The 15,113-nt window shown below is 65.5% G+C and carries 16 protein-coding genes; 11 read left to right on the plus strand and 5 right to left on the minus strand.

The features are described from left to right. Position 1 precedes the first annotated feature (1 nt). Positions 2-343, minus strand: coding sequence for a PadR family transcriptional regulator (locus ACSU1G_RS18600; protein WP_439281465.1), 342 nt, complete (start codon positions 341-343; stop codon positions 2-4). A gap of 237 nt (positions 344-580) precedes the next feature. Between ACSU1G_RS18600 and ACSU1G_RS18605 the strand changes: the two genes are divergently transcribed. Then, complete coding sequence (locus ACSU1G_RS18605) at positions 581-1,387, plus strand: phospholipase (protein WP_439281466.1); 807 nt, start codon at positions 581-583, stop codon at positions 1,385-1,387. A gap of 357 nt (positions 1,388-1,744) precedes the next feature. Here ACSU1G_RS18605 and ACSU1G_RS18610 read toward each other — a convergent pair whose 3' ends face one another. Genes ACSU1G_RS18610 through ACSU1G_RS18620 form a run of 3 tightly spaced genes read right to left on the minus strand, consistent with a single transcriptional unit; the run spans position 1,745 to position 2,682 of the window. Beyond that, positions 1,745-2,044 (minus strand): NAD(P)H-dependent oxidoreductase, encoded by a 300-nt coding sequence (locus ACSU1G_RS18610; RefSeq protein WP_439281467.1) that lies wholly within the window; start codon positions 2,042-2,044, stop codon positions 1,745-1,747. Between the two features lie 51 nt (positions 2,045-2,095). Further along, a complete protein-coding gene (locus ACSU1G_RS18615; RefSeq protein ID WP_439281468.1) occupies positions 2,096-2,443 on the minus strand; it encodes a type II toxin-antitoxin system PemK/MazF family toxin in 348 nt (115 codons plus the stop codon). Beyond that, on the minus strand, positions 2,437-2,682 hold the full coding sequence (locus ACSU1G_RS18620; RefSeq protein ID WP_439281469.1) for a CopG family transcriptional regulator: 246 nt from the start codon (positions 2,680-2,682) through the stop codon (positions 2,437-2,439). The genes ACSU1G_RS18615 and ACSU1G_RS18620 overlap by 7 nt, the downstream gene beginning before the upstream one ends. A 194-nt stretch (positions 2,683-2,876) precedes the next feature. On the opposite strand from ACSU1G_RS18620, the gene ACSU1G_RS18625 reads away from it, so the two are divergent. From ACSU1G_RS18625 to ACSU1G_RS18670, 10 genes are all read left to right on the plus strand, one after another. After that, complete coding sequence (locus ACSU1G_RS18625; RefSeq protein ID WP_439281470.1) at positions 2,877-3,962, plus strand: LacI family DNA-binding transcriptional regulator; 1,086 nt, start codon at positions 2,877-2,879, stop codon at positions 3,960-3,962. Next, positions 3,959-4,891: a carbohydrate ABC transporter permease gene (locus ACSU1G_RS18630; RefSeq protein WP_439281471.1), complete on the plus strand. Its 933-nt coding sequence runs from the start codon at positions 3,959-3,961 to the stop codon at positions 4,889-4,891. The genes ACSU1G_RS18625 and ACSU1G_RS18630 overlap by 4 nt, the downstream gene beginning before the upstream one ends. Beyond that, positions 4,888-5,727 (plus strand): carbohydrate ABC transporter permease, encoded by an 840-nt coding sequence (locus ACSU1G_RS18635; RefSeq protein WP_439281472.1) that lies wholly within the window; start codon positions 4,888-4,890, stop codon positions 5,725-5,727. The genes ACSU1G_RS18630 and ACSU1G_RS18635 overlap by 4 nt, the downstream gene beginning before the upstream one ends. 42 nt (positions 5,728-5,769) lie before the next feature. After that, on the plus strand, positions 5,770-7,065 hold the full coding sequence (locus ACSU1G_RS18640) for an ABC transporter substrate-binding protein (protein WP_439281473.1): 1,296 nt from the start codon (positions 5,770-5,772) through the stop codon (positions 7,063-7,065). Positions 7,066-7,137: 72 nt separating this feature from the next. Beyond that, positions 7,138-8,319 carry an ADP-ribosylglycohydrolase family protein gene (locus tag ACSU1G_RS18645; RefSeq protein WP_439281474.1) on the plus strand — a complete coding sequence of 394 codons (1,182 nt, stop codon included), beginning with the start codon at positions 7,138-7,140 and terminating at the stop codon, positions 8,317-8,319. Next, the gene (locus ACSU1G_RS18650; protein ID WP_439281475.1) at positions 8,316-9,683 is read left to right on the plus strand and encodes an ADP-ribosylglycohydrolase family protein; all 1,368 of its coding nucleotides are present in this window, start codon (positions 8,316-8,318) and stop codon (positions 9,681-9,683) included. The genes ACSU1G_RS18645 and ACSU1G_RS18650 overlap by 4 nt, the downstream gene beginning before the upstream one ends. After that, a complete protein-coding gene (locus tag ACSU1G_RS18655) occupies positions 9,680-10,612 on the plus strand; it encodes a ribokinase (protein WP_439281476.1) in 933 nt (310 codons plus the stop codon). The genes ACSU1G_RS18650 and ACSU1G_RS18655 overlap by 4 nt, the downstream gene beginning before the upstream one ends. Further along, on the plus strand, positions 10,609-12,561 hold the full coding sequence (locus ACSU1G_RS18660) for an SUMF1/EgtB/PvdO family nonheme iron enzyme (RefSeq protein WP_439281477.1): 1,953 nt from the start codon (positions 10,609-10,611) through the stop codon (positions 12,559-12,561). Before ACSU1G_RS18655 ends, ACSU1G_RS18660 begins: the two co-directional genes overlap by 4 nt. After that, the gene (locus ACSU1G_RS18665; protein ID WP_439281478.1) at positions 12,558-13,745 is read left to right on the plus strand and encodes a CaiB/BaiF CoA transferase family protein; all 1,188 of its coding nucleotides are present in this window, start codon (positions 12,558-12,560) and stop codon (positions 13,743-13,745) included. The genes ACSU1G_RS18660 and ACSU1G_RS18665 overlap by 4 nt, the downstream gene beginning before the upstream one ends. Then, positions 13,742-14,617: an HpcH/HpaI aldolase/citrate lyase family protein gene (locus ACSU1G_RS18670; RefSeq protein ID WP_439281479.1), complete on the plus strand. Its 876-nt coding sequence runs from the start codon at positions 13,742-13,744 to the stop codon at positions 14,615-14,617. The genes ACSU1G_RS18665 and ACSU1G_RS18670 overlap by 4 nt, the downstream gene beginning before the upstream one ends. On the opposite strand, the gene ACSU1G_RS18675 is transcribed toward ACSU1G_RS18670, so the two are convergent. Then, positions 14,614-15,096 (minus strand): cytochrome C5, encoded by a 483-nt coding sequence (locus tag ACSU1G_RS18675; protein WP_439281480.1) that lies wholly within the window; start codon positions 15,094-15,096, stop codon positions 14,614-14,616. The genes ACSU1G_RS18670 and ACSU1G_RS18675 overlap by 4 nt on opposite strands. Positions 15,097-15,113 lie beyond the last annotated feature (17 nt).

Raw genomic sequence — 15,113 nt, forward strand, 5'->3', positions numbered from 1 at the left:
ATCATTTCCCTTCGTCGTATGTGTTCTGGTGGAGGTGTTCGATGCGTTCGGAGAGGAAGCTCCAGGTCTTCCAGAATTCTCCGAGCTGGGTGCGGCCGTTCCTATTGAGCGAATAAACCTTGCGGGGCGGCCCCTTCTCAGAGGGAACCTTCTTCACATCCACGAAACCGCGTTGCTCGATGCGGACGAGCAGCGCGTACACCGTGCCCTCGACCACGTCGACGAAGCCTTCGTCGCGCAGCCGCGCCGTGATCTCGTACCCGTACGCGGGGCGCTCGGTCAGGATGGTAAGGACGATGCCCTCGAGAGTGCCCTTGAGCATCTCGGTAAGTTGACTTGCCACTGAGCCCTCCCTTCTAGTTGGTGTTACTGACTACCGGTAGAAAGTAACACTAGGTACCGGTACTTGGCAAGACTGAGTAGCGATCTTTTTGCAACCTCTCTCACACCTGGCATCCAGGGAGCACCGGGGCCACGCACAGGGTCGGTGATACAGAATCGTTACCTTGTGCCCGCCCCCGAAGGCACACCCACCGCTGTACGCGGCCCCCAGATACTTCAAAGGATCGTTACGTTCGTCATGCCAGAAACTCCGTTGCTCACACCTGCCCGACCGCGCACCGCCATCATCACGATCGCCGTAGGTGCGGTTCTGGGACTGCTCGTCACCGCCGGAATCTCGGCGGCGGCGCCCGCCGTTGCCGCATCGCTCGGACGCGCTGCCGTCTCCGATTCTGAACAGCTCGGAGTCGGCATGGCCGAGGCCGACGCGGCTGTCACCACCGCGCGCGCTGCGTTGACGAATGCCGCAACTGTCGTCGTGGATGCGTCGTCGGCCGAAGTCGATCTGGGTGCCGAGAGCATCGCGGTTGACACCGCAGACCTGTTGAGCACACTCGGCTCTCTCGCCGAGGGCGATGCCGACGCGATACTGCAGCGCCCAGCCCTCACCGCCGGCCTCACCGAGCAGACCGCGCTGATGACCGCGCAGGCCACGGCGCTGCGCGAACGACTGAATGCCGCGATCGCACAGCAGCAGGCTGAAGCGGCGGCCGTCGCGGCCCTCACCGCAGCGAATACTCCCGAGGGTGCCCGCAACGTCGCGCGGCAGATCGCTGCTGATCAGTACGGCTGGGGCGACGACCAGTTCTCGTGCCTGAACTCGCTGTGGAACAAGGAGTCCGGCTGGGACTACCAGGCCTATAACTCCGGCGGCGGAGCTACCGGCATCCCCCAGTCGCTCCCCGGCAACAAGATGGCGAGCTTCGGCGACGACTGGGCAACCAACGGAACCACGCAGATCCGCTGGGGCCTGGATTACATCCAGCGCGCCTACGGCGCACCCTGCTCGGCATGGGGCCACTCGCAGTCGGTGAACTGGTACTGAGGCGTCCGCGATCTCAACGGCGCGTCTCACCTTCGGTAGGCTCACGCCTCATCCAGCGGCCCGTACACAACTTCGGATCACTCCTCCGACACGCCGCGAGATGCGTCGCCCTGGCAGCGTGTCACGTCTGCCGTCCGAAGTTGTGCTCGCCACTCAAACACGACAGTGAATCGTCGGATCTCACGCTCCACATCGTCAGGACCCAGATCATCGGCATCCGCGATTATGTGAAGCGGAAGTGGTTCGATGCCGGTGTAGAACAGCGTGTCGTGCGTCGGGGAAAGAGAAGAGAACCGAGATCACCCGCGATCCCGCGCGGCGCGACCGAGCGGAGGCCCTCTCCGAGCGATATGGAGATCAGAGCACGCTTCCCGACAAGCACGCCGTCACCGTACTTCCGCGGGATGCCGGTCGCAGGATCAAGCACATCGAATCCGAATCCAGACGCGAACACCCGCCGAACCAGCCCTTGAGCGTCGCAGGCACCGAGTACCACCAGAGCGGGAACTGGAAGATGACAAGTTCAGCATCCCGCAGCTTCTGCTGTTCGATGCGGACGTCCTCTGGGAGCTGCCCCGCCGCGTACGCATGCGCCCAGACATACAGCGCTTGTGGCCTTCTCGTAGACATCCAACGATCGAACCACCTACTCCACATCTTGGGAAGGAAGCCTCACGTCGGCACGCGCCGCTGATCTGTTGTCGCTCGTCAGATGCCCAATACCAGTCGAATACCATCGGCAATTTTTGAAAGGATATACGTCGGGACATGTCCGACCGGATACGGCTCAATAAACTCACGACCGACCGGACCGACCTGCGACACGACTGCTACGGAGTCCTGCCCCAGTCCAGACGCATCGATCGGCACAAGCACATTGCCTGGAAACGCCTCAAGCGCAGCATTCGAGGTCAGCGGCACCACGAGCACCGTGGCGAGTTCGGTGGCGAGGAGCCAGTCCTCCTGCATGACGACGGCAGGTCGACGTTTTGCAGGCTCAGAACCACGCGGCGACCCGAAGTCGACCCAGACAACGTCGCCGTGCGCGATCACCACTCGGTGCCCTCACGCACGATGCGCTCCGACTCCTGAAGGAACGGACTACCCGCAGAAGGCTGCCCAATGCGCGCTATTACGGAGTTGGCCAGTGCTGTCAGTTCGGCTTCGCCTTCCAACTCTTCGACGAGGCGATTTCCGGCGCGGCGATAGAACTCCGATCGATTCATACCATGCCGTGCCGCCACACGCTCGAAGCGTTCGAAGTCTCCGTCCGGGAGTGAGATCGCCGTTTTCATAATTGAAGTATAACAAGTTATACCCGTCAGTGTTGCTGACTCCTTTTCCCCCGCGACATCGCGAACGGGTACGTCCACGACTGTCTCAGCGCTGACTTTACGAGGTCGTCACCCCGCCACCTTGACATCGAACACCCTCCGGTGGCATAGTTTTGTCACCGTTGGAAACGTTTACAGTACTCGAAGGAGAGCGCGTGGTTCGTGTAACCATTACTCAGGTCGCTGCGCACGCTGGCGTATCGATCGCGTCCGCCTCACGGGCTCTGAACGGTCAGATCGCGAGCGCTGAGACGATCGCGAAAGTGCAGCACGCGGCCGAAACACTCGGGTACGTCGCCGATGCGACCGCGCGGTCGCTCAAACTCGGCCGCACTCACCAACTCGCCTATGCCGTCGCCGATATCGGTAACCCCGTCTACGTCGAGATGATGACCGCGGTTGAGCGGGTGGTGTCTGCGTCGGGGTATCGCTTGGTCCTCTCGTCGACGGGAACGTCATCGTCGTCGGTCGACGTCGTGCGTGACCTCGGGCGAGGCTACGTCGACGGCATGATCCTCTCGCCTCTGCGCGTCACCGACGAACTTCTCGCTGCTCTCGCGAAGACGCCCACGCCGATCGTCGTTCTCGGGCGCCTGCCCGACGGCTCGAGCCTCGACACTGTGCGGGCCGACTCGCTCACCGCGATGCGCCTTGTGGTGGATCACCTCGTCGCTGAGGGACGACGTGACATCGCCTTCGTGAACGGCCCCAGCGATACGACTCCTGGAACTTTCCGTCGCGATGGCTTCGCCGCAGCCGTCACCGCGCACCCACTCGTTTCGACCCGCAGTTTCGACGCCGAAGACTTCACAATCGCTGCCGGGTACGCCGCGGCACGCCAAGTACTCGAAGGCGACCATCGCCCCGACGCCATCGTCGCGGCCAACGATCTGATCGGCATTGGCGCGATTCGTGCCGCCGAAGACCTCGGGTTGACCGTTCCACACGACATCGCTGTGACCGGCATCGACAACACGGAACTCGCGGGAGTCATCCGCCCCGGCCTGACCAGCGTCGACCTCGGCGCCGAGGAGCGCGGTCGTGTCGCCGCAGAGCTCCTGCTCGCGCGCATTGCCGAGCCATCGCGCGCCGCGCACACGGTCACCGTCGCACCGTCACTGGTCGTGCGCGGATCATCCCTCTCCCGCGCTCATGCACGGGGTGGCGCCGCATCCGCACTCAACCTGAGCACCGAACCCACCGAACCCACCGAACTCGATGAAGAGAGGACAGCCGGATGAGCATCACCGCCACGAAACCCCCGCGGCAGACGAAGCGGATCGGTCATCGCGCCCGCGCGCAGCGCCGTGAGGCCGTCGCCCTCGTGATCCCGGCACTCCTGCCGATCATCATCTTTTCCGTCATCCCGCTCGTCAGCGGTGTGGCACTCGGCTTCACGGATGCCACGCTCAAGCGGAACGCCGAGGTCAACTTCATCGGCTTCGGGAACTTCATCGAGCTGCTCGGAGATCACCGCTTCTGGGGATCGTTCGGCATCGGCATCGTCTGGGCAGGCTCCGTTGCGCTTCTGACCCTCGTCTGTGCCATGGGGCTCGCACTCCTGCTCAACAGTGACCTGCGCCTGAAAGGACTCACCCGGGTTCTGGCACTGATCCCCTGGGCAATGCCGCCGGTGGTCATCGCGATCGTGTGGCGAATGATCTACAACCCCAACTCTGGCCCCCTCAACGGAGCCCTCGAAGCGGTCGGGATCCCCGGAGTCAACTGGCTCGGCGACTTCTCCACCGCCTTGCCTGCAGTCATCGTGGTGGGAGTCTGGGCAGGCATCCCTCAGACGACGGTGCTGCTGCTGGCCGGAATGCAGTCGATCTCGGCGGAGCAGCACGAGGCTGCCGCCGTCGACGGCGCCGGCGCCTTCCGCCGGTTCTGGCACATCACGCTTCCCGCGCTTCGCCCCATCATCTTCGCGGTGACGGCCCTCGACTTCATCTGGCAGTTCAACTCATTCGGGCTCATCTATGTGCTCACCGAGGGTGGGCCGGGCGGGCGCACGATGATCCCTCCGCTGTTCACCTATCTGGAGGCCTTCCGCAACCGTGAGATCGGATATGCATCCGCGATGGGCGACGTGCTCGTCATCGCGATCATGTTGATCCTGTCGCTCTATCTCATCAACCAGTTCCGTCAGACGAAGGGAGCGCGCTCATGACCACGAAGCGCCCCTGGTACGCGACGGTGCTGATGTATACGGCACTCGCGGCATTCCTGTTCTTCCTCGGATTCCCTCTGCTCTGGTTGCTGTCAGCGTCGTTCAAGTCGTCGGGAGAGCTGAACTCTCTCGCCGTCAACCTGCTGCCGGCCACCTGGGACTTCAGCAACTACGGCAATGCACTCGAGAGACAGAATCTCCTGCTCGCTGCGGGCAACTCGCTCATGGTCTCGCTCGCGACGATGGTGATCACGGTAGTGCTGTCCATGCCAATGGCCTATGCGCTCGCGCGGCTCAAGGGCAAGCTTCGTGCGGCCGGAACGGTCTGGATCCTCACCAGCCAGGTCTTCCCGTCGATCCTGATCATCATCCCGCTGTTCCTGGTGCTCCGCACGATCCACCTGAACGACACGCTGTTCGGATTGATCCTCGTCTACGTCACCTTCACATTGCCGTTCACGCTCTGGATGCTGCAGGGCTATGTCGCGGCGATTCCGACGGAACTCGAGGAAGCCGGCGAGATGGACGGGGCATCACGAGTGACGATCCTCCGCACGATCGTCCTTCCACTGCTCGCACCGGGACTCGTCGCAACCGCGATGTTCACCTTCGTCTCGGCCTGGAACGAATTCTTCCTCGCCCTCGTGTTGTTGCAGAGCCCCGAGCTCTACACGCTTCCGATCGCTCTGCGCTCCTTCCTGGGAGCCGAAGGGCAGACACAGCTGGGCCCGCTGGCCGCAGGCGCGATCCTCGCGACAATCCCGTCGCTCATCATCTTCAGCATCCTGCAGAAGAAACTCACCGGCGGAATGCTCGCCGGTGCAGTCAAGGGCTGATTCGTTTCACCAAGAAAAGATCACAGAAGAAAGGCGAGCATCATGAAGAGAATCCGAGGCATTGGCGCCATCGCGTTCGTGGGCGTGGCGGTCTTCGCCCTGAGCGGATGCCAGCAGGGCAGCGCGACCGGCGGAGGCGACGAGGGTGAGGGCGATGCTGTCACCCTCGAGTTCCAGTCGTTGTCTGACCAACCGGCGACGCAGGCCGCAGTGAAGGCGATCGTCGACGAATGGAACGCGGACAACTCCGACGTTCAGGTCGAGATCATCCAGGCCGGGTGGGATGGCACGTTTGACAAACTCATCACCCAGTTCACGGGCGGAACGGCACCGGACATCATCCACTATGAGGCGAGCTCTATCGTTTCCTTCGCCGTTGATGGTTACCTTGCCGATCTCACTGACTACATCGATCCGGACCTGAAGTCCGATATCTCCGAGGGCATCTGGGAGTCCGTCACTCAGGACGGCGAGATCATCGCTTACCCATCGACATTGCAGTCGTACATGGTGTTCGCCAACGCCGACCTCCTTGAGGCCAGCGGCGTCGAGATTCCCAGCGGCGACACGATGACATGGGAAGAGCTGCAGGAGATTGCGAAAGCAACGACCACTGCCGACGTTCACGGACTCGGCTGGGGCCTCGCGTCGCCTACCTCGACAATCATGAGCCTTTCGCTCGGTTTCGATGGCGGTTTCTTCTCCGGTGAAGGCGCGGATGCCTCGATCGAGGTCGGCGATGCCGAACTCGCCGTGCCGGAGCTCATCCACGAGATGGCGTACACCGACAAGTCGATCCAACCCGTCTCCCTGACCCAGTCAGGATCGGACGTGCTCGCATCGTTCTACGGCGGCACGATCGCGATGACCGTGCAGGGTTCGTTCCAGGCGACGAACATCGCGAACGACGCGCCCGATGGGTTCAACTGGGTCGCGCTGCCGCCGCTCGAAGGCTCGGCCGGTGCCATCCAGGCAGCGAACCCGCAGACGTACTCGGTGAACATCGATTCCGAGCACGTGGAGGAGTCTGCCGACTTCCTCAACTTCTTCATGAGCAGCGACAACCTCGCCGAGATCGCCTACGCCGATGCGCTCATCCCGTCGTCCGACTCGGCACGCGCCGCGGTGGAGAAGCTGGCCGCCGATAACCCGGCCTGGACCCAGGTGCTGGCATCCGGTGAGGGACTCGTTGGTCCGCCGTTCCTCAAGGTGGAGAAGTACACCGAGTGGAAAGACACCATCGCGACGCCGGCCTTCCAGCAGTACCTGGCCGACCAGATCACCAGTGAGCAGCTGGCCGCCCAGCTGTCCGACGGCTGGGCCGACATCGCCGGCTGATGACATCTGCGGGGGCGAGCCACCGGTTCGCCCCCGCCCGTCATCGACATCAGAGGTAAACAAGGAGTGGAAATGTTCGTGTTGCAGGACCGAGTGGCCGGAGTGCTCGCCGGCGCCGCAGTGGGAGACGCACTGGGAGGTGCCACCGAGGGCTGGACCCCCGAGCAGATCGAAGAACGTCACGGCGGTCGGGTCGAGGGAATCGTCGGCCCATTCCTCGCCGATTGGAGGACGGCGCGACCGATCGCTCCGTACCACAAGGGCGACGGACACGTCACGGATGACACTCTCATGACGCACGCGCTCGTGGAGGTGTACGCCAAGCGGCGTCGCCACCTCGATGCGTACGACGTCGCCGGGGATCTCGTCCCGCTCATGATCGGTGAGCGCCGCTGGGTCCCCGAGCTCGAGGACGACGCACTCATCCTGCAGCGTGTCTTCCTCGCCGAGAAGTGGATTGTCGCGAAGCTGCACTACGGTCACGCTGACCCCCGTGAGGCAGGCGTCGGCAACATCGTCAACTGCGGTGCCACGATGTATATGGCCCCCGTCGGGCTCGTGCACATCGGTGACCCGCGCGGTGCATATGCCGAGGCCATCGACATCGCCGGAGCGCACCAGTCGTCCTACGGACGCGAAGCCGCTGGCGTGTTCGCCGCGGCTGTGGCGGCATCCGCCGCATCCGGGGCGACGATCGCCGACGTGCGCGCGGCAGTGCTCGATGTCGCTCACGACGGCACCGCCGCGGCGATTCGTGCTGTGTTCGACGCTGTCGATGCCTTCATGGTTGCCGGTGGATCGGATGATCCACGAGACCTCGCTCGCGTCGTACGCGCAGCAGTCGCACCGTTTGACACCGTGGGCGAGCAGTACCGCGCGCCGGCGATGGATGCCCGATTGCCCTCTCGCACCAAGTCGATTGAGGAGCTTCCCGTCGCCCTCGGCTTCGTCGTCGCTCGCGATGGCGACTTGCGCGCCGCGGTGCTCGACGCCGTCAACTACGGCCGTGACTCCGATTCGATCGCGACGATGGCCGGTGCCATCTGCGGTGGCCTCCATGGCCAGGATGCGGTGCCGAGCGAATGGGTCTCGGGCGTCACGACGGCCAGTCGACTCGATCTCGACGGCGTCGTGACCTCGATGACAGAGGTCGTCCGCGACGTCGCACGCGCAGACGCCGACCGTGCGACACAGCGGGTGGCAGCACTGGCAACGGTGCTCGGCGCGTCACAAAATCAGGAGGGCGCGGCGTGAGATTGACCTGGGCGCAGCCGGAAGACCTGGTCCCCGCAGAACTCGCCGCGCTCCGCGAGCAGGGCGTCGCGGAGAGCGACGTCGCTGCCATCGAGCAGCAATGGGCGGACGCGGGCGGATCGATCCAGCTCGCGCCCTCGGGGGCAAGCGCTACGCCTGCTCCCCCGGAGCTGCGCGCCCTGGCGCGCACTGTTCTCGATGAGTTGCAGCGCCTGCAGACGCCGAGCGCCGACGAGCCGGACGAGTGGTCCGATATCGTCGCGCTGCTTCCCGCTGCTGCGCCCGCTTCTGCAGATTCGGTGGCGTTCGACCGCGTGCATGGGGCATGGCTCGGCCGGTCTGCCGGTTGCCTGCTCGGAAAGCCCGTGGAGAAGATTCCCCGCGACGGCATCGAAGAGATCGCGCGTGCCACCGGGAACTGGCCGATCCAGACGTACTTCACGGCTGTCGGACTCCCCACAGAGGTCGCACAGCGTTGGCCGTGGAACCGCCGCTCGGCGCCCACCTCGCTCGTGGAGAACATCGATGGGATGCCAGAGGACGACGACCTCAACTTCCCAATCCTCGCGCTCGATCTGCTCGAGACGCACGGTGAGAATCTGACGACCGAGGATGTCGCCCAGGCGTGGCTGGCTGCTTTGCCCGCAGGCCGCGTCTTCACCGCCGAGCGCGCGGCGTATCGGAACATCCTCGATGCCAGGCCCGTGCCCGAGACTGCCACCCATCACAATCCGTTCCGCGAATGGATCGGCGCCCTCATTCGCGCCGATGTGCATGGCTGGGCGCATCCCGGTGACGTGCGTGCCGCTGCCGCATCGGCATGGACCGATGCGCGGCTGAGCCATGCCCGCAACGGCATATACGGTGAGATGTGGGCCGCGGCTCTCTGCTCGGCGTCGCTGGTCGCCGGTTCCGCAGACGAGGCATTGGATGCTGCCGACACGGTCGTGCCGCCGGCCTCACGCCTCGCTGACGCCGTGCGTCTCGGCCGCAAGACCGGCCGCTCGCTGGCCGCAGGTTTGCTGACCGCGGACTCGGCGCTCGACGTTCTACACGCGGCTTTCGAAGGGATGCACTGGGTACACACCCTCAACAATGCGGCGCTCGCTGCGTGTGCTCTTCAGGCATACGGCGACGACTTCGGCGCAGCGATCGCGTTGGCGGTGGCGGGCGGCTGGGACACCGACTCGGTCGGGGCGACCGTCGGGTCCGTTGTCGGCGGACTCGTGGGCGCTGACGGAATCGGCGAGGCATGGACCACGCCGTTGAAGGACCGCATCGCGACCTCGATGCCTGGTGGCGCCGAGAGATCCATCCGCGAACTCGCCGAGCGTACGCTTCGCCTGTCGGAGGGAACGTCATGAGTGTTGTCATCGTCGGCAGCATCAACCAGGACATCGTCGCGCGCGTCAGCCGGATTCCCGCCCCCGGCGAGACAGTGCTCGCGTCCTCGATGGTGCGCACCGGCGGAGGCAAGGGCGCCAATCAGGCTGTCGCCGCACGCCGAGCTGGCGGCGTATCCGTCGCATTCGTCGGCGCGGTCGGCACAGACTCGGATGGCGAGAGCCTCCGTGGCGCGCTCGTCGCCGACGGCATCGACGTCTCGGGAGTCTCGCAGGTCGATGGGCCGAGCGGCATCGCACTCATCTCCGTCGATGACGCCGCCGAGAACACCATCGTCGTCGTGCCCGGCGCCAACGCGGTCGCGACCGCCCTGACACCGGCACAGCGTGCGGTCGTGGCGTCGGCGCAGGTCGTTCTCACCCAGCTGGAGAATCCGATCTCGCTGGTACAGGATGCCGCAGCCAGCCGCGGTGCGCAGGCATGGCATCTGCTCAACGCCGCGCCGTCGGCGCCGTTCGTGACGGCCGGAGCCGCACTGCTCCCCTCAGTCGATGTGCTCATCGTGAACGAGCATGAGGCTCTGGACGTCGCCGGCGTCGATAATCTCGAAGCGGCCGTCGTGGCACTCGCGCCTCGCGTGCGCGCACTCGTCGTGACCCTCGGTCGGCGCGGCTCGCTCATCGTGTGCGGTGACGAACGGGTAGACATTCCCGCGTTCGCTGCAGAAGCGGTCGACACGACCGGTGCCGGCGATACGTTCTGCGGAATGTTCGCCGCCACACTCTCGGCATCCGGCCGTGCGCCCGAAAGCGTTGATGCGGCGTTGCTCGCAGACGCCGCTCGCGCGGGGGCAGCAGCGGCCGCGATCGCGGTCACCCGCGCCGGCGCCCAGGATGCGGTCCCGTCTGCGACCGAGGTCGCCGAACTATTGGAAAGGACGCACGCATGAGCGGCGGCTTTGATCCCCTGCACCCCCGCGAACTGGATCTACCCACTCGGGTTCCACTCGATGTCGATCTCGCCACGGGCGATGCAGCGATCGCGCTGGATGACGCGAAGATCTTCGCGGCACCGGCTGACGTCGCCGACATCGATCGGTGGCGGACGCAGCTCACCGCATGGCGTAACGGTGCACGACGTCGCCACGGCGAGCCGGCACGATACGACGATCCGGCATCGGCATGGGCCAGCCGTTGCTTCACCGTGGCGCAGCTCTGGTTGTGGGACGAGCTGTTCTTCGACTTCGAGGCGCAGCGCTTCACCCCCGAGCGTTTTCTGGCCGATGCCCGGGAGCGCTTCGGCGGTCTCGACGGTGTTGTGCTGTGGCACGCATATCCGGTGATCGGCATCGACGAGCGCAATCAGTGGGACTTCTACGACGTGCCGGGGCTTGCCGACGTCGCCGCAGAACTGCGCGCCGCGGGCGTCGCCGTATTCCTCGACTACAACCCCTGGGACACCGGGACGCGTCGCGCGGGCGGTGACGCCGATGAGCTCGCCTCCACTGTGCGTCGCCTCAGCGCGGACGGCGTGTTCCTCGACACTCTCAAGAAGGCCGATCCCGAGCTCGTCGCCGCCCTCGATCAGGCGCGCCCCGGCATCGGTCTCGAAGGCGAGTCGAAACTCGCAACCGAGCGGATCGCCGACCACACGCTCTCCTGGGCGCAGTGGTTCGCCGATTCCGAGGTGCCGGGTGTCCTCCGCGCCCGGTGGTTCGAACGCCGCCACATGCAGCACCACATCCGTCGCTGGCATCGCGATCACGCGGCAGAGCTTCGCTCCGCCTGGCTCAACGGTGTTGGCATCATGGTCTGGGAAGTCGTCTTCGGTGCGTGGGTCGGTTGGAACAGCCGGGATGCCGCAACGCTGCGTCGCATGCTCCCCGTCCAGCGCGGGTTCCACCGCTGGCTCGTCGAGGGAGAGTGGACCCCGCTGAACGTTCTCGACGGCGCGGTCGCCGGATCCACGTTCGAGCGCGACGGCGTGACACTGCTGCTCCTCGCCAACACGTCGAACGTCGACGCGGTGTACCGCCCTGTCGGCACCGGGTGGTCGGCGCTGCACGCGGGTGACACCGCCGACGCGGTCACGGTCCCCGCTGGCGGGATCGCCGCTGCCGTGCAGGTGGCTGACGGAGTCACCGTCCCGGACGCGCTCGGCGCTGCGCAGGCCGCACTCGCCAACGAGACCGCTGAGAACGACGCCTCCTTCCCACACCGCACCTCACGACGGCTGGCCCCACCCCGGTGGGACGGTCCGGTTGCTCTGATCGAATCGGCCCCGGTTAGCTCCACCACCACCGCTCCCGTCACGGTGCCCACGGGCGAGTACACGCTCACCGTACGGTTCCGGATGCGAGAGACCGGGATGTACGACGGTGCACCCTACGTCGACGAGTGGAAGCCGCTCCCTCCTCGTCTGCACGATCAGCGCACCCTCGACCGTTCGGTCGTCGTCGCGCAGCCGGTGCAGATCGCTGCCGCTGAGGTGAGCGAAGCCGAGTACGCCCGGTTCCTCGACGCGATCGGCGAAGTCACGGATGCCCGTAACCCCGACCGTCCCGCAGCGAATGTGACGTTCACCCGTGCCCGCGAGTACGCAGCCTGGGCTGGCGGTCGGCTTCCCACCGAGGACGAGTGGCAGCTCGCCGCAGTCCAGCCCGGCTTTACCCGTCGCACCCCCGAGGTCTGGAACTGGACCGAATCGGAGCATTCGGACGGCCGCACGCGCTTCGTCATACTCAAGGGCGGCAGCGCGCATCGTAGCGAAGGCTCGGACTGGTACTTCGACGGTGGTGTGAAGCCCGCGGACTTCAGCGCCAAACTGCTGTTGCCCGGCCTCGGGCAAGATGCGTCGCCGTCGATCGGCTTCCGCATCTGCCGGGAGAACACACCGTGAGTGCGCTCGACGGGCTGCGAGTCGTGGACGCCTCGACGCTGTTCGCTGGCCCGATGGCTGCGATGCACCTGGGCGACATGGGCGCCGACGTCATCAAGGTCGAGCATCCGAATCGGCCCGATCCCGCGCGCGGCCACGGGCCGAGTAAGGACGGGCAGAACCTCTGGTGGAAGACGCTCGGTCGTAACAAGCGCACCGTGGCGATCGATCTGCACACCGACGGCGGCCGCGATGCGTTCCTTCGCCTCGCTCGTACCGCCGACGTCGTGATCGAGAACTTCCGCCCCGGCACGCTCGAGCGCTGGGGGCTCGACTACGCCGCGCTCTCCGCGGAGAACCCTGGGTTGGTGCTCGCGCGCGTGACCGGTTTCGGGCAGATCGGGCCGTATCGGCGCCGGCCAGGTTTCGGCACTCTTGCGGAGGCGATGAGTGGGTTCGCATCGTCGACAGGTGAGCCGGATGGTCCGCCGACGCTGCCTCCGTTCGGGCTCGCGGACGGCGTCGCATCGCTCGCGACGGCCTACGCGATCATGGTTGCTCTGCACGCTCGCGACCGGGACGGCAAAGGCCAGGAAGTCGATGTCGCCATCATCGAGCCGATCCTCGCGATGCTCGGCCCTCAGATCACCAGATGGGACCAGCTGGGCACCGTGCAGCCGCGAACCGGCAATCGCTCCGTCAATAACGCACCCCGCAATGCGTACCGCACCGCTGACGGCTCCTGGGTCGCGGTGTCGACGAGCGCGCAGTCGATCGCCGAACGCGTCGTCGCGCTTGTCGGCCGGCCCGAGCTTGTGGAAGAACCGTGGTTCGCCGACGGAGCCACCCGCGCCGAGCACGCCGATCTACTCGATGACGCTGTCGGCTCCTGGATCGCCCAGCGCTCCCGCGACGAAGTCATCACCGCGTTCGAGGCCGCGGATGCTGCAGTGGCGCCGATCTACGATCCGTCAGACATCGTCGCCGATCCGCAGTTCAATGCGCTCGGCACCATCCACCGCATCCACGATGCCGATCTCGGCGAGATCGCCATGCAAGGTCCTCTGTTTCGGATGTCACGCGATGAGGCGACGATCGCATTCACCGGTCGGGCTCACGGCGCCGATACTGATGCAGTACTGACCGAGCTGGGATACTCGGACGACGAACTCGCCGCGCTGCGCGAGGAAGGAAGTATCGGATGACGCGCTCCATCATCGTCGCGCTCTACGCTCCGGCCGATCGGCCGGAGCGATTTGAGAAAGCGCTGACCTCGGGTGCGGATGCCGTCGTCATCGACCTTGAGGACGCCGTCGCGGCATCCCGCAAGAGCGATGCGCGCGCGACCCTCATCGACTTCGCTGCGGCGTGGGAAGTTCTCGGCGCATGCGCACCCGCGGTGCAGGTACGGATCAACGGCATCGGGTCGCCCGCGCACGACGCCGATCTCACAGCCGTCGCCGAGCTACCGCCTACGTTTGGCGTGCGCTTGCCGAAGACTCAGTCGGCGGAGGACGTGGCCGCCGTCCGCGCCGCTGCACCCGGGCGTCAGGTGCACGCCCTTCTCGAGTCGGCACTCGCGATCGAGCGCGCGTTCGAGATCGCGTGCTCGGGTGTGTCCTCGATCGCGACCGGCGAGGCCGACCTGCGCGCGGAGCTCGGTGTTCCCGCCGGACCGGCGGGCGAAGCGGGGCTGGCCTGGTCGCGCAGCCGCATCGTCAACGCCGCAGCCGCTGCCGGTCTGCCGGCTCCCTTGATGGCCGTATACGCCGATGTGTCCGATCTCGCCGGCCTGGAGGCGAGCTGCCGCGCCGGTCGCGCTCTCGGTTTCGCTGGTCGCACCGCTGTGCATCCACGCCAGCTCGAGGTGATTCGCCGTGTCTTCACGCCGGATGCGACGGAGATCGCGCGAGCGCAGAGCATCGTTGACCGCGTGCGCACCGCCGCTGCGGACGGCACCGGGGCCTTCGCGCTCGAAGACGGGACCTTCATAGACATCGCAATGGTGCGAGCGGCCGAACGGGTGCTCGCCGTCGGCACGAATCCATCCACGAAGGAAAGCGACACTCCGCGCTAGCTAGGCGTGCCCTCGAGCTTCTCGTCGACAAAGACGTCCTCGATTTCGAGTTCGTCGTCCAGCTGTGCACGAATCCACGATTCGGGGAACTGGCGCGGGGCCACGAACGACAGCAGTGCAGCGTCGGGCAACACGGTTATCGAATGCACCTCGAGGTCCAGACGCAGGTCGGTCTTCTCCGCGATCGCGTCAGGGTCACCGGCGGCATCCTCGATCTCTTCCGCGATGCGATCGAGCACTGTCCGCCAACGCGCCTCGGGAAACGCGAGCACCCGCGACACCATCTCCAAGAGCCCACTGACGTCGAAGTCGTCATCGTCCGCATCGTCGAAATCCGGGTCGACGTGTACTGTCACGTCGTTGCCTGCCGCCTCGAAGCGTGCCCGTCCGGACACGAATCCATCGTCGATGGTCGGCTCGTCGAGGAGCCCTTCGGTGAAGAGTCGCCGTTTGAGGTCACTAAGGATGATCGCAGTCACGAATCAATTCTCTCGCG

This window comes from Microbacterium sp. A93, from assembly GCF_051842835.1.